Origin of the sequence: Nocardia sp. CC201C, from assembly GCF_030010695.1 — a bacterium.
In the GTDB taxonomy this organism is placed as follows: domain Bacteria; phylum Actinomycetota; class Actinomycetes; order Mycobacteriales; family Mycobacteriaceae; genus Nocardia; species Nocardia otitidiscaviarum.
The window spans coordinates 1-14,701 of the sequence record NZ_JASCXP010000165.1 but is presented as its reverse complement, the minus strand read 5'-3'; the positions used below and the strand labels follow the sequence as shown (position 1 = coordinate 14,701).

The 14,701-nt window shown below is 67.2% G+C and carries 16 protein-coding genes; 7 read left to right on the top strand and 9 right to left on the bottom strand.

Annotated features, from left to right (window positions below):
* Window positions 1-254, top strand: a 254-nt coding sequence (locus QK444_RS18470) for a LuxR C-terminal-related transcriptional regulator (RefSeq protein ID WP_282781958.1), incomplete at its 5' end; no start/stop codon positions are given.
* An 85-nt stretch (window positions 255-339) separates the two neighbouring features.
* The gene (locus tag QK444_RS18465; protein WP_282781956.1) at window positions 340-1,323 is read left to right on the top strand and encodes a DUF418 domain-containing protein; all 984 of its coding nucleotides are present in this window, start codon (window positions 340-342) and stop codon (window positions 1,321-1,323) included.
* Here QK444_RS18465 and QK444_RS18460 read toward each other — a convergent pair.
* Together QK444_RS18460 and QK444_RS18455 are read right to left on the bottom strand one after the other, a co-directional pair.
* On the bottom strand, window positions 1,295-2,128 hold the full coding sequence (locus QK444_RS18460) for an MHYT domain-containing protein (RefSeq protein ID WP_282781954.1): 834 nt from the start codon (window positions 2,126-2,128) through the stop codon (window positions 1,295-1,297). The two genes, QK444_RS18465 and QK444_RS18460, sit on opposite strands and share 29 nt — an antisense overlap.
* 188 nt (window positions 2,129-2,316) lie before the next feature.
* Window positions 2,317-3,276: an alpha/beta hydrolase gene (locus QK444_RS18455; RefSeq protein WP_282781952.1), complete on the bottom strand. Its 960-nt coding sequence runs from the start codon at window positions 3,274-3,276 to the stop codon at window positions 2,317-2,319.
* A gap of 150 nt (window positions 3,277-3,426) precedes the next feature.
* Between QK444_RS18455 and QK444_RS18450 the strand changes: the two genes are divergently transcribed.
* Window positions 3,427-4,023, top strand: a complete 597-nt coding sequence (locus QK444_RS18450) for a TetR/AcrR family transcriptional regulator (RefSeq protein WP_282781951.1) — start codon at window positions 3,427-3,429, stop codon at window positions 4,021-4,023.
* 210 nt (window positions 4,024-4,233) lie between these two features.
* Here QK444_RS18450 and QK444_RS18445 read toward each other — a convergent pair whose 3' ends face one another.
* From QK444_RS18445 to QK444_RS18425, 5 genes are all read right to left on the bottom strand, one after another.
* The gene (locus tag QK444_RS18445) at window positions 4,234-4,653 is read right to left on the bottom strand and encodes a hypothetical protein (RefSeq protein ID WP_282781949.1); all 420 of its coding nucleotides are present in this window, start codon (window positions 4,651-4,653) and stop codon (window positions 4,234-4,236) included.
* Between the two features lie 116 nt (window positions 4,654-4,769).
* On the bottom strand, window positions 4,770-5,657 hold the full coding sequence (locus QK444_RS18440; protein ID WP_282781947.1) for a hypothetical protein: 888 nt from the start codon (window positions 5,655-5,657) through the stop codon (window positions 4,770-4,772).
* A gap of 192 nt (window positions 5,658-5,849) precedes the next feature.
* The gene (locus QK444_RS18435) at window positions 5,850-7,139 is read right to left on the bottom strand and encodes a hypothetical protein (RefSeq protein ID WP_282781945.1); all 1,290 of its coding nucleotides are present in this window, start codon (window positions 7,137-7,139) and stop codon (window positions 5,850-5,852) included.
* Window positions 7,136-8,329, bottom strand: a complete 1,194-nt coding sequence (locus QK444_RS18430) for a hypothetical protein (RefSeq protein WP_282781943.1) — start codon at window positions 8,327-8,329, stop codon at window positions 7,136-7,138. The genes QK444_RS18435 and QK444_RS18430 overlap by 4 nt, the downstream gene beginning before the upstream one ends.
* Window positions 8,330-8,390: 61 nt before the next feature.
* A complete protein-coding gene (locus tag QK444_RS18425; protein ID WP_282781941.1) occupies window positions 8,391-8,978 on the bottom strand; it encodes a CGNR zinc finger domain-containing protein in 588 nt (195 codons plus the stop codon).
* An 82-nt stretch (window positions 8,979-9,060) separates the two neighbouring features.
* Here QK444_RS18425 and QK444_RS18420 point away from each other — a divergent pair, with 82 nt between their 5' ends.
* From QK444_RS18420 to QK444_RS18410, 3 genes are read left to right on the top strand one after another with little or no spacing between them, the layout of a single operon-like run.
* Entirely contained in the window at window positions 9,061-10,236 is a 1,176-nt protein-coding gene (locus QK444_RS18420) for an epoxide hydrolase family protein (protein ID WP_282781939.1), read from the top strand.
* Between the two features lie 50 nt (window positions 10,237-10,286).
* Window positions 10,287-10,679, top strand: a complete 393-nt coding sequence (locus QK444_RS18415) for a hypothetical protein (RefSeq protein ID WP_282781938.1) — start codon at window positions 10,287-10,289, stop codon at window positions 10,677-10,679.
* 12 nt (window positions 10,680-10,691) lie between these two features.
* Window positions 10,692-10,832, top strand: coding sequence for a hypothetical protein (locus QK444_RS18410; RefSeq protein WP_282781936.1), 141 nt, complete (start codon window positions 10,692-10,694; stop codon window positions 10,830-10,832).
* A gap of 299 nt (window positions 10,833-11,131) precedes the next feature.
* On the opposite strand, the gene QK444_RS18405 is transcribed toward QK444_RS18410, so the two are convergent.
* Both QK444_RS18405 and ppgK read right to left on the bottom strand, forming a co-directional pair.
* A complete protein-coding gene (locus QK444_RS18405; RefSeq protein ID WP_282781934.1) occupies window positions 11,132-12,535 on the bottom strand; it encodes an RNA polymerase sigma factor in 1,404 nt (467 codons plus the stop codon).
* 146 nt (window positions 12,536-12,681) lie between these two features.
* Window positions 12,682-13,440 (bottom strand): polyphosphate--glucose phosphotransferase, encoded by a 759-nt coding sequence (ppgK, locus tag QK444_RS18400; protein ID WP_282781932.1) that lies wholly within the window; start codon window positions 13,438-13,440, stop codon window positions 12,682-12,684.
* A 228-nt stretch (window positions 13,441-13,668) separates the two neighbouring features.
* Here ppgK and QK444_RS18395 point away from each other — a divergent pair, with 228 nt between their 5' ends.
* On the top strand, window positions 13,669-14,508 hold the full coding sequence (locus QK444_RS18395; RefSeq protein WP_282781960.1) for an inositol monophosphatase family protein: 840 nt from the start codon (window positions 13,669-13,671) through the stop codon (window positions 14,506-14,508).
* Window positions 14,509-14,701: the final 193 nt, after the last annotated feature.

Below are 14,701 nucleotides of genomic sequence, written 5' to 3'. Positions count from 1 at the left end.
TGCGCCGCACCCATGCCCGCGCCGGCCGCCGGGTGCCGCCGGAGCTGGCGGCCGCGGTCGCCGCTCTCAGCCCCCGTGAACTGGAGGTGACCCGGTTGGTGGGGGAGGGCGCGACCAACGCTGAGATCGGGGAGCGGTTGCATCTGTCGCTCGGTACGGTGAAAACCCATATCGCCAGCGTGCAGCGGCGGCTGTCGGCGCGGAACCGGGTGGAGGTGGCGGCCCGTGCCTGGCGGGCCGGGCTCATGGACTGAGATCGGCCGATCGGCCGACGCGGGCGGGTGGATACCGGCCGTTCGGCCGATGCCGGACGGATGCCACGGCGGCCAGCATGAGGGTATGCGACGACTGCCGAGCCTCGATGTCCTGCGTGGATTCGCGCTGTGCGGAATCCTCTTCGCCAACGCGCCCGCCATCCTGCGGCTCGATCCGGTGCGCGACGGTGCGCTCGACCCGGTCCCACGGGTGCTGGAACTCGCCGTGTACGGGCGGTTCTTCCCGCTGTTCTCGCTGCTGTTCGGGATCGGCTTCGCGCTCATGTGGCGCTCGGCCCGCGGCCGGGCGGCGGCGCCGCGCGTGGTGCTGCTGCGGCGGATTCTCGCCCTGGCGGCGCTGGGTGCGCTCCATCAACTGCTGCAACCGGGGGAAGCGCTGCTGCCGTACGCCATCGCGGGGCTCACGGTGTTGCTGCCGTCGACGTTCCTGCCGCAGCGGTGGGCGATCCCGGTGACCGGTGCGGCAGGTGCGGTGCTCACCGTCGCCGGGGTCGCGCAGGGCGGTGGCCTGGTGCTGGTGCCCGGGCTGTTCCTGCTGGGGTTCGCGGCGGGCCTGGCCGATCTGCCGCGACGATGGGAAACCGTTGCGGGTCCGGCACTGCCGACAGTCGCGCTGGTGTTGGTATCGGCCAGCGCCGCCGGAATCCTGTGGCAGTGGGGGCATCCGGAGGCCGGTGCGGCCGTCGGGCTGATCATGGCGGCGACCTATGCCTGCCTCGTGTCGATGCTCACTCGCACAGAGGTTTTCGCGGTGATCACCCCGGTGCTGGCGGCGCTGGGCCGCACGGCGCTCACCAACTATGTGGCGGCCACCCTCATCGTGGTCGGCCTGCGCTTCGCCGCGCGGCCGCTCGGCATCGTTCCGGACGCGCCGCGGGCCTGGTCGCACACGGTCGTGCTGTGTCTGCTGATCCTCGCGGTTCAGGGGGTGGTCTCCCGGTGGTGGCTGAGCCGCTTCGACCAGGGGCCACTGGAGTGGTTGCTGCGCAAGGCATCCTGGGCCGGTGCGGCCCCGGCGGTCAGGGTCGGTAGCGCGGCGGCTGCGTAGTCGTGGTCCGGGGTGCGGCCGGGTTGCTGCCCGCCAGCGACCACGGTTCGGGCGCCGGCGTCCGCGGCAGCGTCTCGCGGCGGCTGCGCTCGTCCACCTCGGTCAGTCCCACATGAATGAGCAGGACCAGGGTCACCATGCTCACCGAGATCATCAGCGGCGCAAGCAACTCCATGGCTCCCGCGCCGGAGGGCATGGTCGGGTTCGCCGCATGGTGCGCGCTCATGGCCGCCATGCCGGTGTAGTGCATGCCGCATACCGCCACACCCATGATCAGGGCCGCCCCGATGGTGGCGAGGATGCCATTGATGTGCAGCGTGAACCACAGCGCCACCGTCGCCGCCACCACCGCGATCACCATGGACAGCGTCACCAGCGCCGGATCGTACCGCATGATCGCATCCGATTTCATGGCGTACATCCCGGCGTAGTGCATCGCGCCCACGCCCGTTCCGGTGATCGTGCCGCCCGTCGGCAACTCCCATCGTCCCCGCCGCTCCCGCGTCACGATGGACAATCCCAGCCACACCACCACCATGGCGATCCCGGCGCTCAACAGCGTGATGGGTATGTCGTAGCGAATCGTGGCCCCGGGAATCGAGAAGCCGAGCATGGCGATGAAGTGCATCACCCAGATTCCGGTGCCGCCGATGGCCACCGCCGCCGCGATCAGCCACCCGCGCCGTCCACCACCGGCACGCGCCCGTGCCGTACACCGCAATCCGAGCAGCGAGCCCGTGACGGACATAATGTAGGCCAGCACGGGCGTCACCCACCCGTAGCTGAAGTGATGAATTTCGAGCACACGAACTCCATTGCCGGAACTGGGCTTTGGCGCTTCACCGCCGCGATCGAGCGCGAACCTTACCGTCCGGTACCGGCTTTGTGAAATTGAAAGGCCCTATTTCCTCGAAACTCGTTCCAGTTGGCGATAGCTCGAAGTTTCCGCAGGTGACGAGCAATTCGCGGGCGAATGCGTACACCGGGTCGGGGCTACCCATGGCCCGGCGCGACCGTTGTGGTGTCGATGCGCCCGATCGGGTCCGCGACGAGGTCGGTCCGCAGCTGTTTCCAGTCCGTGTCGTCGATGCCGAGAACGTCGCGGAGAAAGGCTCGGGCCGCGCGCCGGATGAGCGCTACCCGCTCGGGGCTCTCGTCGGTGGTGTCGCGGGCGTTGTAGCCGTGGATGCCGCCGAGGGAGTGCTCACCGCCGTGGATGGTGAGCAGGCTCAGCGCGCCCGGGCTGTGGGTGTAGGCGTCGGTGAACCAGTCCGGCCCGCGCGTCGAGAGGTGGGATCGGTCGTGGTCGCCCGCGACCACCAGCGTCGGGGTGGTCAGGGCGGCGAAGTCGGGACTCATGAAGTCGAAGTGCTCGGCGGCGAACGGTGTCAGGCTGTCGCCACCGATGCCGGTGGTGGCAAGCAGCACACCGGCTTTCACGCGTGGATCGCTCAGGTCGGGTCCGGGTCGCCCGTCCGCGTCGAGTACGCGCGCGCCGAGCAGCATGCCGACGGTCTGGCCGCCCCACGAATGCCCCGCCACCGCGATGCTGTCGCGGTCGACGCGGTCGCCGAGTCCGGGGAGCGCCGTGACGATGTGGTCGAGTTCGTCGAGCACCCGCGTGATGTCGGCGACGCGGATCCGCCAGATATCCGGGTAGCGCGGATCGGCCATGGACAGGCCCAGAGTTCGGGAATCGAGGAAGGTCGGCTGCACGACGACGAAACCGTTGCCCGCCCAGTAGTCGACCAACGGGTCGTAGGCGGACATCGATTCGCCGAAACCGTGCGCGAACACGATGACCGGCAGGCCGGTCCCGACGGCGGGCGCGGACACGCGCACCTGGAGGTCGTGGCCGCGTTCGGGTGCGGGCAGCACAACCGGTTTGACGCTGATGACGGGCGTGGACAGTGCGGGTACGGCGCTGGGGGCCGTCAGATCTGGTCCGGGCATGGCTTTTCCTTCGATAGCGGTGAACGCCCCACTGCTGCGGTGCGGCCGATGACCGCGCGAACCGCCGATATACTCATAACCGGAGCGCTGTTCCGAATATACGGAGCAGTGTTCCGCTTAGCAAGTGCTGTCATCGGAAAGGGGCGTCACATGGACGCAGGCGACCGGACTCCACCCGCCACCACCTCGGCCAAACGTGCCGACGCGCAGCGGAACGAGCGCGCCCTGCTCGACGCCGCCGCCTCGGTCTTCCGCACCCACGGCGTGGACGCACCGGTCCGCCGCATCGCCGCCGCCGCGGGCGTCGGCATGGGCACCATCTACCGCCATTTCCCCACCCGAGCCGACCTCATCGCCGCCGTCTACCGCCACCAGATAGCAGCCTGCGCCGAAGCCGCCCCCACCCTCCTCGCCACCGAGCAGTCCCCCTTCGTCGCCCTCACCCGCTGGATCGACCTCTTCGTAGACTTCCTCGTCACCAAACACGGCCTAGCCGCCGCCATGCGCACCGACCCCGAAGGCTTCACCTCCCTGCACACCCTCTTCCTCGACCGCCTCCTCCCGGTCCTGGACACCCTCCTCACCGCCGCCCGCGCCGCCGGCGAGATCACCACCGACATCCCCGCCTACCAACTGATGCGCGCTGTCGGTGACATCTGCGCGGGTGCGGAAACCGCCGACCCGGATTACGACGTGCGGTTCACGATTCGGCTGTTGTTGGAAGGGTGTCGGCGGGTGGGGGAATGAGGCGCGCGACCGGACTTCGCGCACGTGCTCCGGCGCAGTGCAGGCGGCAGGTCCGGTACTCGTGATGGTTGGCCTCGACCCAGTGCTGGTGGATACACGCGCAGCACCACGCCGACGCCAGGAATGATGTCGGCGAGGAGATTCTGAGCCTCCCGAGTGCGCGGATGGCGCTGGGGGTCGCAGTCGAGACTGGGCGATTCGGTCGCGGTTCTATCGGAGGTACCGAGTCGGCCAGAGTTGGCGACCGGCGGCCAGCGCGGAGGCCTGGTACGGGGGCAGCTGTTCGTCCTCGGCAACCACTTCGACCAGCGCATCCACTTCCAGGGCGCCCTGCAGGCGGGACACGTCCGTGCCAGCGGCGCATACAACGACATACAGAACCGCCTCGGGTTCCTGGAGCCTGCGGGTCTTCACAATGCGACGCAGGTCGGGACGACCGACCGCGCAGTTGAGCAGATCGGTCTCGGCGGGCGAGTCATCGGGGTCGGCGGCAGCGAACCGCGGGGTGTGGATCGTGCGGCCCGGTGCGGCACCGACGTCGGCGCCAGGCAGCATCGCGCGCTCCGGCGGGGTGAGTTCGATGCCGTAGTAGCTGATCTTATGAACCAGGGAGCGTTCCAGATACTCCAACTCGCGAGCGGCCAGCAGCGAGCGCAGTGTCGCCAGATCCCCGTCCGGAAGGCGAACGACCGCAGAACGGGGCATCGACTCTCTCCGGATCCGCAACGGCTGTCAGGCGCAGAACGTTAGTTGGTCATGATCGCTGGGAGCTCGCCAGGTCGTGACGGGTTGATGAAGTAGAACAGATTCACCAATGCCACCGGCACGAAGAACAACGCCCACCATCTGACGGCCTTCCGGCAGGTCACCGTGAACCAATTCGGGTTGCGTTCGTATATACCGGAACTCGTGGCCGCCCACGCCAACACGAATCCGAGCGTGGCGACGTACTGCGCGTACGTTGCGACATTCCCACTCAGCGCGACGGCGATGAGCGTGATCACGATCGCGACGCCGAACGCGCCGGTAGCGAACTGTGTCGCCCGGACGACTCGATCCAGCCCCTCCGCGAGGTCTGTCCGGGTTGCCGCGGACGAACGCCGGCTCGGGTCGTCCTGTGGATCATTCGGTGGTCTACGCGACCACAAACGGGCATCCCGGATTCGTAATGCCACGGCTCGAACCTTGTCAGGCAGCAGGCGCAATACCCCGGCTGGCGGTCGGCTGTAACCCTTCTCGTACAGCAGGGTCGCGCCAGCGGGGCGGAATCGAACCACCCCGACACCTCGCTCTGGGCGGTCGACGATCTGGCCCCTGCGGGCGAAAGTCTGCCAGCGTTGGATGGTCACAACCTCATGACCGTAGCGATACGTCCGGCGGCGATTGTGATATCGACAGCGACTCCATTCACCGGCGACCCAGTTGCGGCATGGCCCACCTCGTTTCGTGCGCGGGTACGCGCAGTGCACCGGCCACACGCTGCCGCGCAAGAACCACACGACAACCGAGACCGCGGCAATATAGATCGGAAAGAGGATGCCGATCCACAGCGGCCACGGGATCGGCGACACCGAGTCGAGATTGGTCGCGATCCGCTTCAACGTCTCGGGCAGCAGTCCCAGGTAATCGTTCATCGGCGTCCCCCTGCGTTTTTCGGAACCCCTCTACGCGTCCGAACCGCGCCTCGGTCCGTCGTAACAAGCGCGTATTGCCTTGCAGCGCTGCGTATTAGGGCGAGGGTGAACATCTTATCGTGGCTTACGGCCCCTCGTACGGGGAGCGAGGGCTGATTCTTGAAGGCTGTAGGCAGCGCCCTGGTTGCTGATTCAGGCGGGGTGATCGCCAGGACCGGCGTCGTCGCCCTCAGCGTGGTTCGACAAGAGGTCCGCGATGGTCACGGCCTCCGGAAGGGTCCACGTCGTGGCCTCCGCGGCGAGTAGCAGTTCCCACGACGGTGCTCCGGCTTGTGCACGGGTCGCGGCGTCGGAGCGGACTCTCAGGGCGAGCATGCCGATCCGCATGAGCACGGGAATATTGAGATGTCGTGCGGCGACGACGGTTTCACCGGCGATGGCTGCTGCGGCGGTCTTCGACACACTGATCGCTCCGGCTGCGGCGTGCGCGGCCAGCAGCAGTTCTGTGCGGTTGGCTGTCGCCGAGGTGGTCAGGCGTGCCGTGCCTGTGGAGCGATAGGCGCGCAGGTGGGTGTGGGTTCGGATGATGGCCTCCGTTGCGAGCATTCCCAGTCCGGGAGTCAGCATGCCGGAGCGGAGATTCAGCCCGTCACCGGAATTCGTGCCGGCGTAGACGTCATTGGCGAACTCCCGCAGGTCGTGGTTCGGCATCTCGCAGAGGAGCGTCCAGCCCGGCAGCGGAAGGTTCATCGGTGTGACGAAGTCGGCTGCCCAGTGCTTCAGCAACAGCGCGACCGCGAGATGGGGTTCGGGTGCTTGCGCGAACGGCAGTCCGGAGCGCGTCGCCGTGACGTGTTCGATCATCCGTTGTCCGTCGTTCCACCAGGTTCCTTCGAACGTTCCGGTGCGGATTTGCTCGAGTGCGGTGAAGAAGCGGCCGATGTCGTGGCCCGCGGACCGGGCGCGATGCGCCGGACCACCGAATTTCGGGCCGGTGTAGTCGATGGGAAGTCGGGCGGTCTCCCTCTCCCAGCGGCGCAGCAGGTCGCTCTTCTTCAACACGGACAGGCCATTGAGGACTGCGGCGTCCACATGGTTATCGTAAAGGTTGCCGAGTGCGCCGATGAGCCCGGAGATTCCGACGACCACCAGATCACTTCGTTCCCATGGAATCCGTTGGGCCGCCCGCCATTCATCGAGCTGTTCGAGCGCGATCGGGTCGAGTATGTCGGATAGTTCGGGCTCACCCCATCCTTCGGCCGCTCGACGATCCTCATGACGGGCCGTGAGTTCGGAATAGGTGAGGTCGGTCGGAGTACTCGCTACGCGCTCCCTCGCCGCATGGTCGGTCGGCTGGTTGGAAAGCGCTGACGCGGCGATTATTTCGATGTCGTCGAGGTCGCGCGTGAGTGCGTCCAGGTTGCCGATGTAGGCGTCGTCGATCGGCGGGATCCGGTCGCTGGAATCGCGGTCGGTGCTCACGCGGCGTCCTCGAGGTCGTCTGCGAGGTTGGCGACCCCCTGGGCGAGGTTCTCGACGGTCTTCTTCTCGCCCTCGAGATCGTCGAGTTCGGCGAGCAGAGCCTGGAGTTCGTCGTTCTCGGGTCCGGTGACGCGCTCCTTGAGCCGGTCGGCGACGACCCGGAAGCGGGCGACGCGATCCTCGGCCGCGAGGCGCTGCCCCCGCTCCGCGTTCAGCTCCGCCTGCTTGATCTCGAGCTGCGCACGGAGGGCGTCGATTCGCTCGGCGAGAGCCACGACGGTCTTGCCGAGGTTGGTGACCCGTTCGCGGAGGCTGACGATGACCGCCTTCGCCGCTTCCTCGTTGCCGTCGACATCGCGAAGTACGAGTTGGGTCACGACGTGGAGCCGGATGGCGTCGGCTGCGATGCGAGCCGCCGTGAGCCCGGATACCTTACCCGCGAGCGTGACCGCTCCGGCTCCCACCGCACCACTGAATCCGGTGATCAGGGCCGCCCCACCGGCCATGCCGAGACCACCGGCGGCAATGGAACCGCCGCCGATCGCGGCCAAGCCCGCAGACGTCGCGGCCGCACCCGAATAGCCGAGCACGAGCGCCCCGTACGCTCCCCCGATCGCCGGTGCGGCGAGACCTCCGGTCAGGATGCCGAGCCCGAGACCGGCCCCGGCGAGGAGCGCGTACTTGCCCCAGCTCCCCGCCTTCGACAGCGTCTTGATTGCGTCCCTGTATGCGGTTTCCACCGCGTGCAGATCTTCGGGATGCAGCGGGTCCAGGGATCGATGAGCGGCGGTGAGAGCCTCAGTGCGAACGGTCTTCTCCCACTTGCCCTCGACCCACGGCTCGAAGCCATACAGGTCGATGAGCAGCAGCAGGGCTCGTGACCTTCGCGTTACGACCGAGAAGATCTCCGGCCCAGCGGATTCGAGGGCTTCGAGGTTGGGAGATTCGCCCTCCACCACGATCTGGTCGACGGCCTCGGCGACAGCGGGCGACCAGTCCTCCCGATTGCGCTGCATGATGGCCGCAACCGCATTGTCGCGGAACGAATTGCGGACCTCGCGCTTGGACGGTAGGTGCTTGCCCTTCGATGCTGCGATGTCGCGCTGCATCATCCGGTATTGCCACACCGTGAGGATGAAGTCCTCATCGGGCGTGAGCTCGAGCTTCTTCTGCACCAGCACCGCGTCCATGCGCTCGACAGTAGCGAGACGATCCGACCGGAAACGGCAGTTCCGAGCGACGGATTGTGAACTACGTTTCAGACTGGCCGACGAAATCGATGCAGTCGCGCTGGTTCGCGATGAAGCGCGCCTTCTTCTGCCGGTTCCCGCAGGTATTCATATCGCACCATCGGCGGGTGCGGCTTCGGCTGGTGTCGAAGAAGGCGGCTCGGCAGGTGGGGGAGGCGCACAGGGCCAGTTTTCCGTCTCGTTCGCCCGCCAGGATGCCGATGGCGTCGGCGGCGATCACGCCCAGTGCGTCTTCTACGCAGGACGATGAGCTGAGTCGCCATTGCCGGGTGCCCTCGGGGGTCAGGATCGGTGCGGCTCGGCCCTGCGTGCTGCGGTCATTGATGATGTGGACCGCTGCTACCGGGAGCGGGGCGTTGCTGGCGGCCGCGGTTGCCGCGGCGTGGATGGATTCCCTGAGTTCCCAGGCGAGTTCGAGTTGGGCGGCGGTGCAGGAATCCACGGCCAGTCCGCTCACCACCAGCCAGTCGACGAGTCGCTGCGGGGTGGGGATGCGCTCCACGGGGTTGCCGTGACGTTCCGACAGCGTCCCCGTGAAGCTGGTCGCCAGCACAGTGCCGAGACGGAATTCGGGGAACCGGGGAGCCATGGAACCACCTTAGCCGGTTGCGCGTCGAGATTCGGCCGTGTTAGAACCGGCTATGCCGGTTCCACGATGGCCAGGAGGTCTCATGTCCCGACCGACCAGCGATGTGCGGGAATTCGAAGCCCACGCACCCGACGCCGAACTCGACGAACTGCGCGCGCGTTTGGCCGCGGCGCGACTACCCGAAGCCGAAACGGTCCGCCGCCCCGCACCCGACCCTCGCCGTTGGGGCCAGGGCGTGCCCCTCGCGGATCTCGTCGATCTCGTGGACTACTGGCGCACCGGATACGACTGGCGCTCGTTCGAGGCGCGCCTCAACCGGATCGGCCAGTTCCGCACGACCATCGACGGCGTGGGGATTCATTTCCTGCACCGCCGATCCACGCGCACGGATGCCACCCCGCTGCTCATCACGCACGGCTGGCCGGGCAGCATCGCCGAGTTCGTCGACGTGGTGGACGCGCTGGCGGAACCGAAAGACGTTGCGGCTCCGGCCTTTCACGTCGTAGTACCGTCGCTACCGGGATTCGGCTACAGCGACAAGCCCGCCACCACCGGATGGGGCATCGAAAAGATCGCTGCCGCATGGGTGGAACTGATGGGCAGACTCGGCTACCGCGAGTTTTTGGCCCACGGCGGCGACTGGGGCGGAGTGATCACCACCGTTCTCGGCGGCAGATTCCCCGACCACGTCCTCGGCATTCACACCGTGACCCCGCAGGCCCCGCCCGGACTGACCACGGACGGGCTGACCGCGACCGAGCGCGCCTGGACCGAGGAAACCCGCGACTTCTGGGGCAGCCGCCGCGCGGCGTACGCGAAGCAACAGGCGGCCCGCCCACAGACCATCGGTTACTCGCTCGTCGACTCCCCGGTCGGCCTGCTCGCCTGGATCCTCGACAAGTTCGCCGAGTGGACCGATACCGAAGACAGCCCGTTCGAGGCGATCTCCCGGGACAGAATCCTCGACGACGTCACCCTCTACTGGCTGACCCGGACCGGCGCCTCGGCGGCCCGCATCTACTACGAGAGCCACAACTCACTCGACCCCGAACTGCGCGTCGACGTCCCGTCGGCGATCACGGTGTATCCCCGTGATATCGAGAAGTGCCCGCGCCCCTGGGCGCAGCAGCGGTTCCGGCGGATCGTGCGATGGACCGAACCCGACACCGGGGGACACTTCCCGTCGCTGGAGGTACCCGAGTATTTCGTCGAGGATCTGCGAGCAGGTCTCGCGGCGGTACTGGCCGCTGGTCGGTGAACGCGGCTCGGGGCGAGACAAGATGCCGGGCATGCTGTTTTCGCGTTGTCATGCGGGACAATCCGCATGTGGCGGGTGTTGATGACGAGACCGACGCTTTCCTGACGACCCGACTGGCCGATTCGGCCCTCATAGGTCAGGACCACTTCCTACTCACCCCCGAGGAGAGCGGAGCAATCCGCGCTTACGACTACAACTTCGAACAGATCAACAGCGCGCTCTGGGACGGCGGCGAGAGGTCGCCACTGGTGGCGCGCTACATCGGCCTGATCAGGTCGGGTCTGGCGAAGTACCCGCTTCTCGAGCAGGTGCGTGTCACCCGCGAAGCTGTCGCTGCCGACTTCGGCATCGTCGATGAGGAATCAACCTACGCGCTGGTTGAGGAGGAGATCAGGCACCGAGGGTTCATGTCGACGTGCGGCCTGGCATCCAAGGATTCGTGAGGGAGGCGTGACATGGGAGCCTTGACGCAGGAGACTATGCGCGTCGAGCGCGTGCAGCTGACGCCTGAACAGCGCGAAGAACGGCGCCGTGAGGCCGAGAAATTGGGTATCAAGATCCGTAAGCGCAGCGCGACCGGCAAAGCCGGCAAGTAGCCAGGATCCGAAAGCTGTCGCGAACCCGCGGAGCAGGAGTCTCCAAGGAACCATCTGAACCGACTACGTATCGGCAGAGACTACGGCGCGGAACAACGAGGGCCTGATCGAGTTGGTGCGCGAACTACTCGCGGAACCCACGTCGACTCCCTGTCCCGTACGCGCTTGGCACCGTCCCCGTGAGATGAGAACTCCTGTGGCGCGGGGCGTTCTGTACGTCGCGGGATGTAACGCTGTACTCCGCGTCGAATACGGCTCGGGCCGCAGAACTACTGCTCTGCGGCCCGAGCCGTGCGGAACTAATCCAGATAATCCCGCAAGACCTGGGAGCGGCTCGGGTGGCGGAGCTTGCTCATGGTCTTGGATTCGATCTGGCGGATGCGTTCGCGGGTGACGCCGTAGACCTGGCCGATTTCGTCCAGGGTGCGGGGCTGGCCGTCGGTGAGGCCGAAGCGGAGGCGGACCACGCCTGCTTCGCGCTCGGAGAGGGTTTCCAGGACGGACTGGAGTTGGTCCTGGAGGAGCGTGAAGCTGACGGCGTCCACCGCGACGACCGCTTCGGAGTCCTCGATGAAGTCACCGAGCTGGCTGTCGCCCTCGTCGCCGATGGTCTGGTCCAGGGAGATGGGTTCACGCGCGTACTGCTGGATCTCGAGGACCTTCTCGGGCGTGATGTCCATTTCCTTGGCGAGTTCCTCGGGGGTGGGCTCGCGGCCCAGGTCCTGGAGGAGTTCGCGCTGGATGCGGCCGAGCTTGTTGATGACCTCGACCATGTGCACCGGGATGCGGATGGTGCGGGCCTGGTCGGCCATGGCGCGGGTGATCGCCTGCCGGATCCACCAGGTGGCGTACGTGGAGAACTTGTAGCCCTTGGTGTAGTCGAACTTCTCGACGGCGCGGATCAGGCCCAGATTGCCTTCCTGGATCAGGTCCAGGAACGCCATGCCGCGGCCGGTGTAGCGCTTGGCCAGCGAGACGACCAGTCGGAGGTTGGCCTCCAGCAGGTGGTTCTTGGCACGGTTGCCGTCGCGCATGATCCAGTTCAGATCGCGGCGCAGCTGGACGTTGAGCTTCTCGCCCTTGTCCGCGTACTCCCGGATCTTCTCCGTGGCGTACAGACCGGCCTCGATGCGCTTGGCGAGTTCGACCTCCTCCTCGGCATTGAGGAGGGCGACCTTGCCGATCTGCTTGAGGTAGGCGCGGACCGAGTCGGCGGAGGCGGTGAGTTCGGCGTCCTTGCGGGCCTGTCGCAGCGCCTCGGACTCCTCCTCGTCCCAGACGAAGTCGCCGGACGCCTTGTCCTTGGCGGTCGGCTCGTCGGCCTCCTCCTCGGCCTCGGCTTCGGCCTCTTCGGCCTCCTCCTCGACCTCGTCCTCGACTTCGAGTTCCTCGTCGCCGAGATCCTCCTCGTCGACCTCGAGGTCACCCAGGTCGTCGATTTCCAACGACTCGTCGTCGAGGTTCTCGGTCTCGGCGCCCTCACCGGCCTTCTTGGGGGCCGCCTTCTTCGCGGCCTTGGTGGCCTTGGTCGCCTTGGCGGTCTTCTTCGCGGCGGTCTTCTTGGCCGCCGTCTTCTTGGCAGCGGCCTTCTTGGCCGGAGCCTTCTTAGCGGCAGCCTTCTTGACCGGCCGTGCTGCGGTGGTGTCTGCGGAGTCGGCAGCGTCGGCCGATTCGGCGGTCTCTCGGGTATTCGTGGCTACCACGTACGCCCTTTCGTGACGGTTTCGTGCGGCGTCACGCCAGAGTGGTCATCCGGCGGAGCGGTTCGGTCGGGGGTTCCGGCAATCGCCGGGTTGGCTTTCCGGCTCACCGCCGGGCTTGTTCCATTGTAACGATCGAACCTGGCTGCTTACGGTGCGATACCGGCATCGACGGCCATGGCGGCTCCGACGATGCCCGCGGTGTTCTTCAAATCGGCCGCCACCACGGGGGTTCTGTTGGTCAGCAACGGGATCCACTGCTCATAATCCCGACTGATCCCGCCGCCCGCCACGAAGACATTCGGCCAGAACAGATTCTCCAGGGTGACCAGCACCTTGCTCACCTCCTCGGCCCACTGCGGGTAGGTCAGGCCGAGTCGATCCTTGATCGACGCGGCGGCGAGATGCTCGGCCTCGCGGCCGCCGACCTCCACGTGCCCGAGTTCGGAGTTGGGCATCAACACGCCGTTGTACATCACCGCCGATCCGATACCGGTGCCGAAGGTGAGCAGCACCACCAGACCGGTCAGTTCCTTCGCCGCGCCGTAGCGGTCCTCGGCGAGTCCGGCGGCGTCGGCGTCGTTGAGCACGGTGACCTCACGGCCGCCCAGCGCCGCGGAGAACAGGGCGCGGGCGTCGGTGCCGATCCAGTTCGGATCGATATTGGCGGCGGTGCGGGCGATGCCGCCGATCACCACGCTCGGCAGGGTGATGCCGACCGGTCCCTCCCATCCGGCCTGGGCGACCAACTTCGCCACCGCCTCGGCGACGGCGTTCGGGGTGGACGGCTGCGGCGTCGGGATCTTGATGCGCTCGTGGGCCAGTTCGCCGTCGGTGAGATCCACCGCGGCCCCCTTCACCCCACTGCCACCGATATCGATGCCGAACGCGTGCCCCCGAGCGGACATGACGACTCTCCTCGTTCTCTCCTGATAAGCCGGTACACCATCGTGGTCGCCCGCCACATCGCGTCCCGCACCGGCGTATGAGCTGTGTCGTGCCCGACAAGCCTAATGCGCGTTTCGCCGGATCTGTGCTGCGATGGATGCGTGCCGGACTCCGATTTCACTTCGACTTCCACTTCGACCTTCACTTCGACCGCATCGAACACCACCGACGACCCCGATGGGACCGATATCGCCGAACTGCGCCGGGTAGCGGTACTTCTGGCCGAGACAGCCGCCGCGCACGTGCGCTCCCGCCGCCCGGAGGTCTTCGGACCGCACGCCCGCGAATCGGACGCCGTGCAGGCCAAGAGCACGCCGACCGATCCGGTCACCGTCGTAGACACCGAGACCGAACAGTTGGTTCGCAAACTACTGGCCGAACTGCGCCCACACGATCGCGTGGTGGGGGAGGAGGGTGGCGGCTCACTCGACGGCGACGCCGTGCACTGGGTGGTGGACCCGATCGACGGCACCGTGAACTTCCTCTACGGCATCCCGGCCTACGCCGTCTCGGTGGCGGCAATGCGGGACGGGCGTTCGCTGGCGGGCGCGGTGGCCGACGTGGCGCACGAGGTGATCTACAGCGCGGGGCTGGGGCAGGGCGCGCACCGCCTCGAACCGGGTGCGGACCCGATCCCGTTGCGCTGCAACGCCGTGGACAGTGCCGCCATGTCCCTGGTGGCGACCGGCTTCGCCTACGCGCGGCAGCGCCGCACCCGGCAGGGGCAGTTGATCGCCGAACTGTTGCCGCATATTCGTGACATTCGGCGTGTCGGGGCGGCCGCGCTGGATCTGTGCATGGTCGCCGAGGGGCGCGTGGACGCGCACTACGAACACGGCCTGAATCTCTGGGACTGGGCCGCGGGAGCGCTCATCGCGGCGGAAGCCGGTGCGCGCCTGCGCCTTCCGGCCCCGGAAGCATCCGGAGCCGAGGGCGCGCTGATGGTCGCCGCCGCCCCGGGCATCGCCGATGAATTGTTCGGCCTGCTGGAGACACTGGATGCGACAGCGGACATACCGGAGCACTGAGGCATACCGGACGGCCGAAGGGCTGTACGGGACAGCCGGGGCGCTGTAGCGCACGGCTGGGGCGCTCTACCGGGGCGCACCAGCGTGCCGGACTCGAGCGCGGGTGCGCGGCGGCGGCTCGTGGCACCGCGCCCCACCCGGCTCATGATGACCTGCCCCGACCAGATCGTGCCGTCGCGTCCTGCCCGGCTCG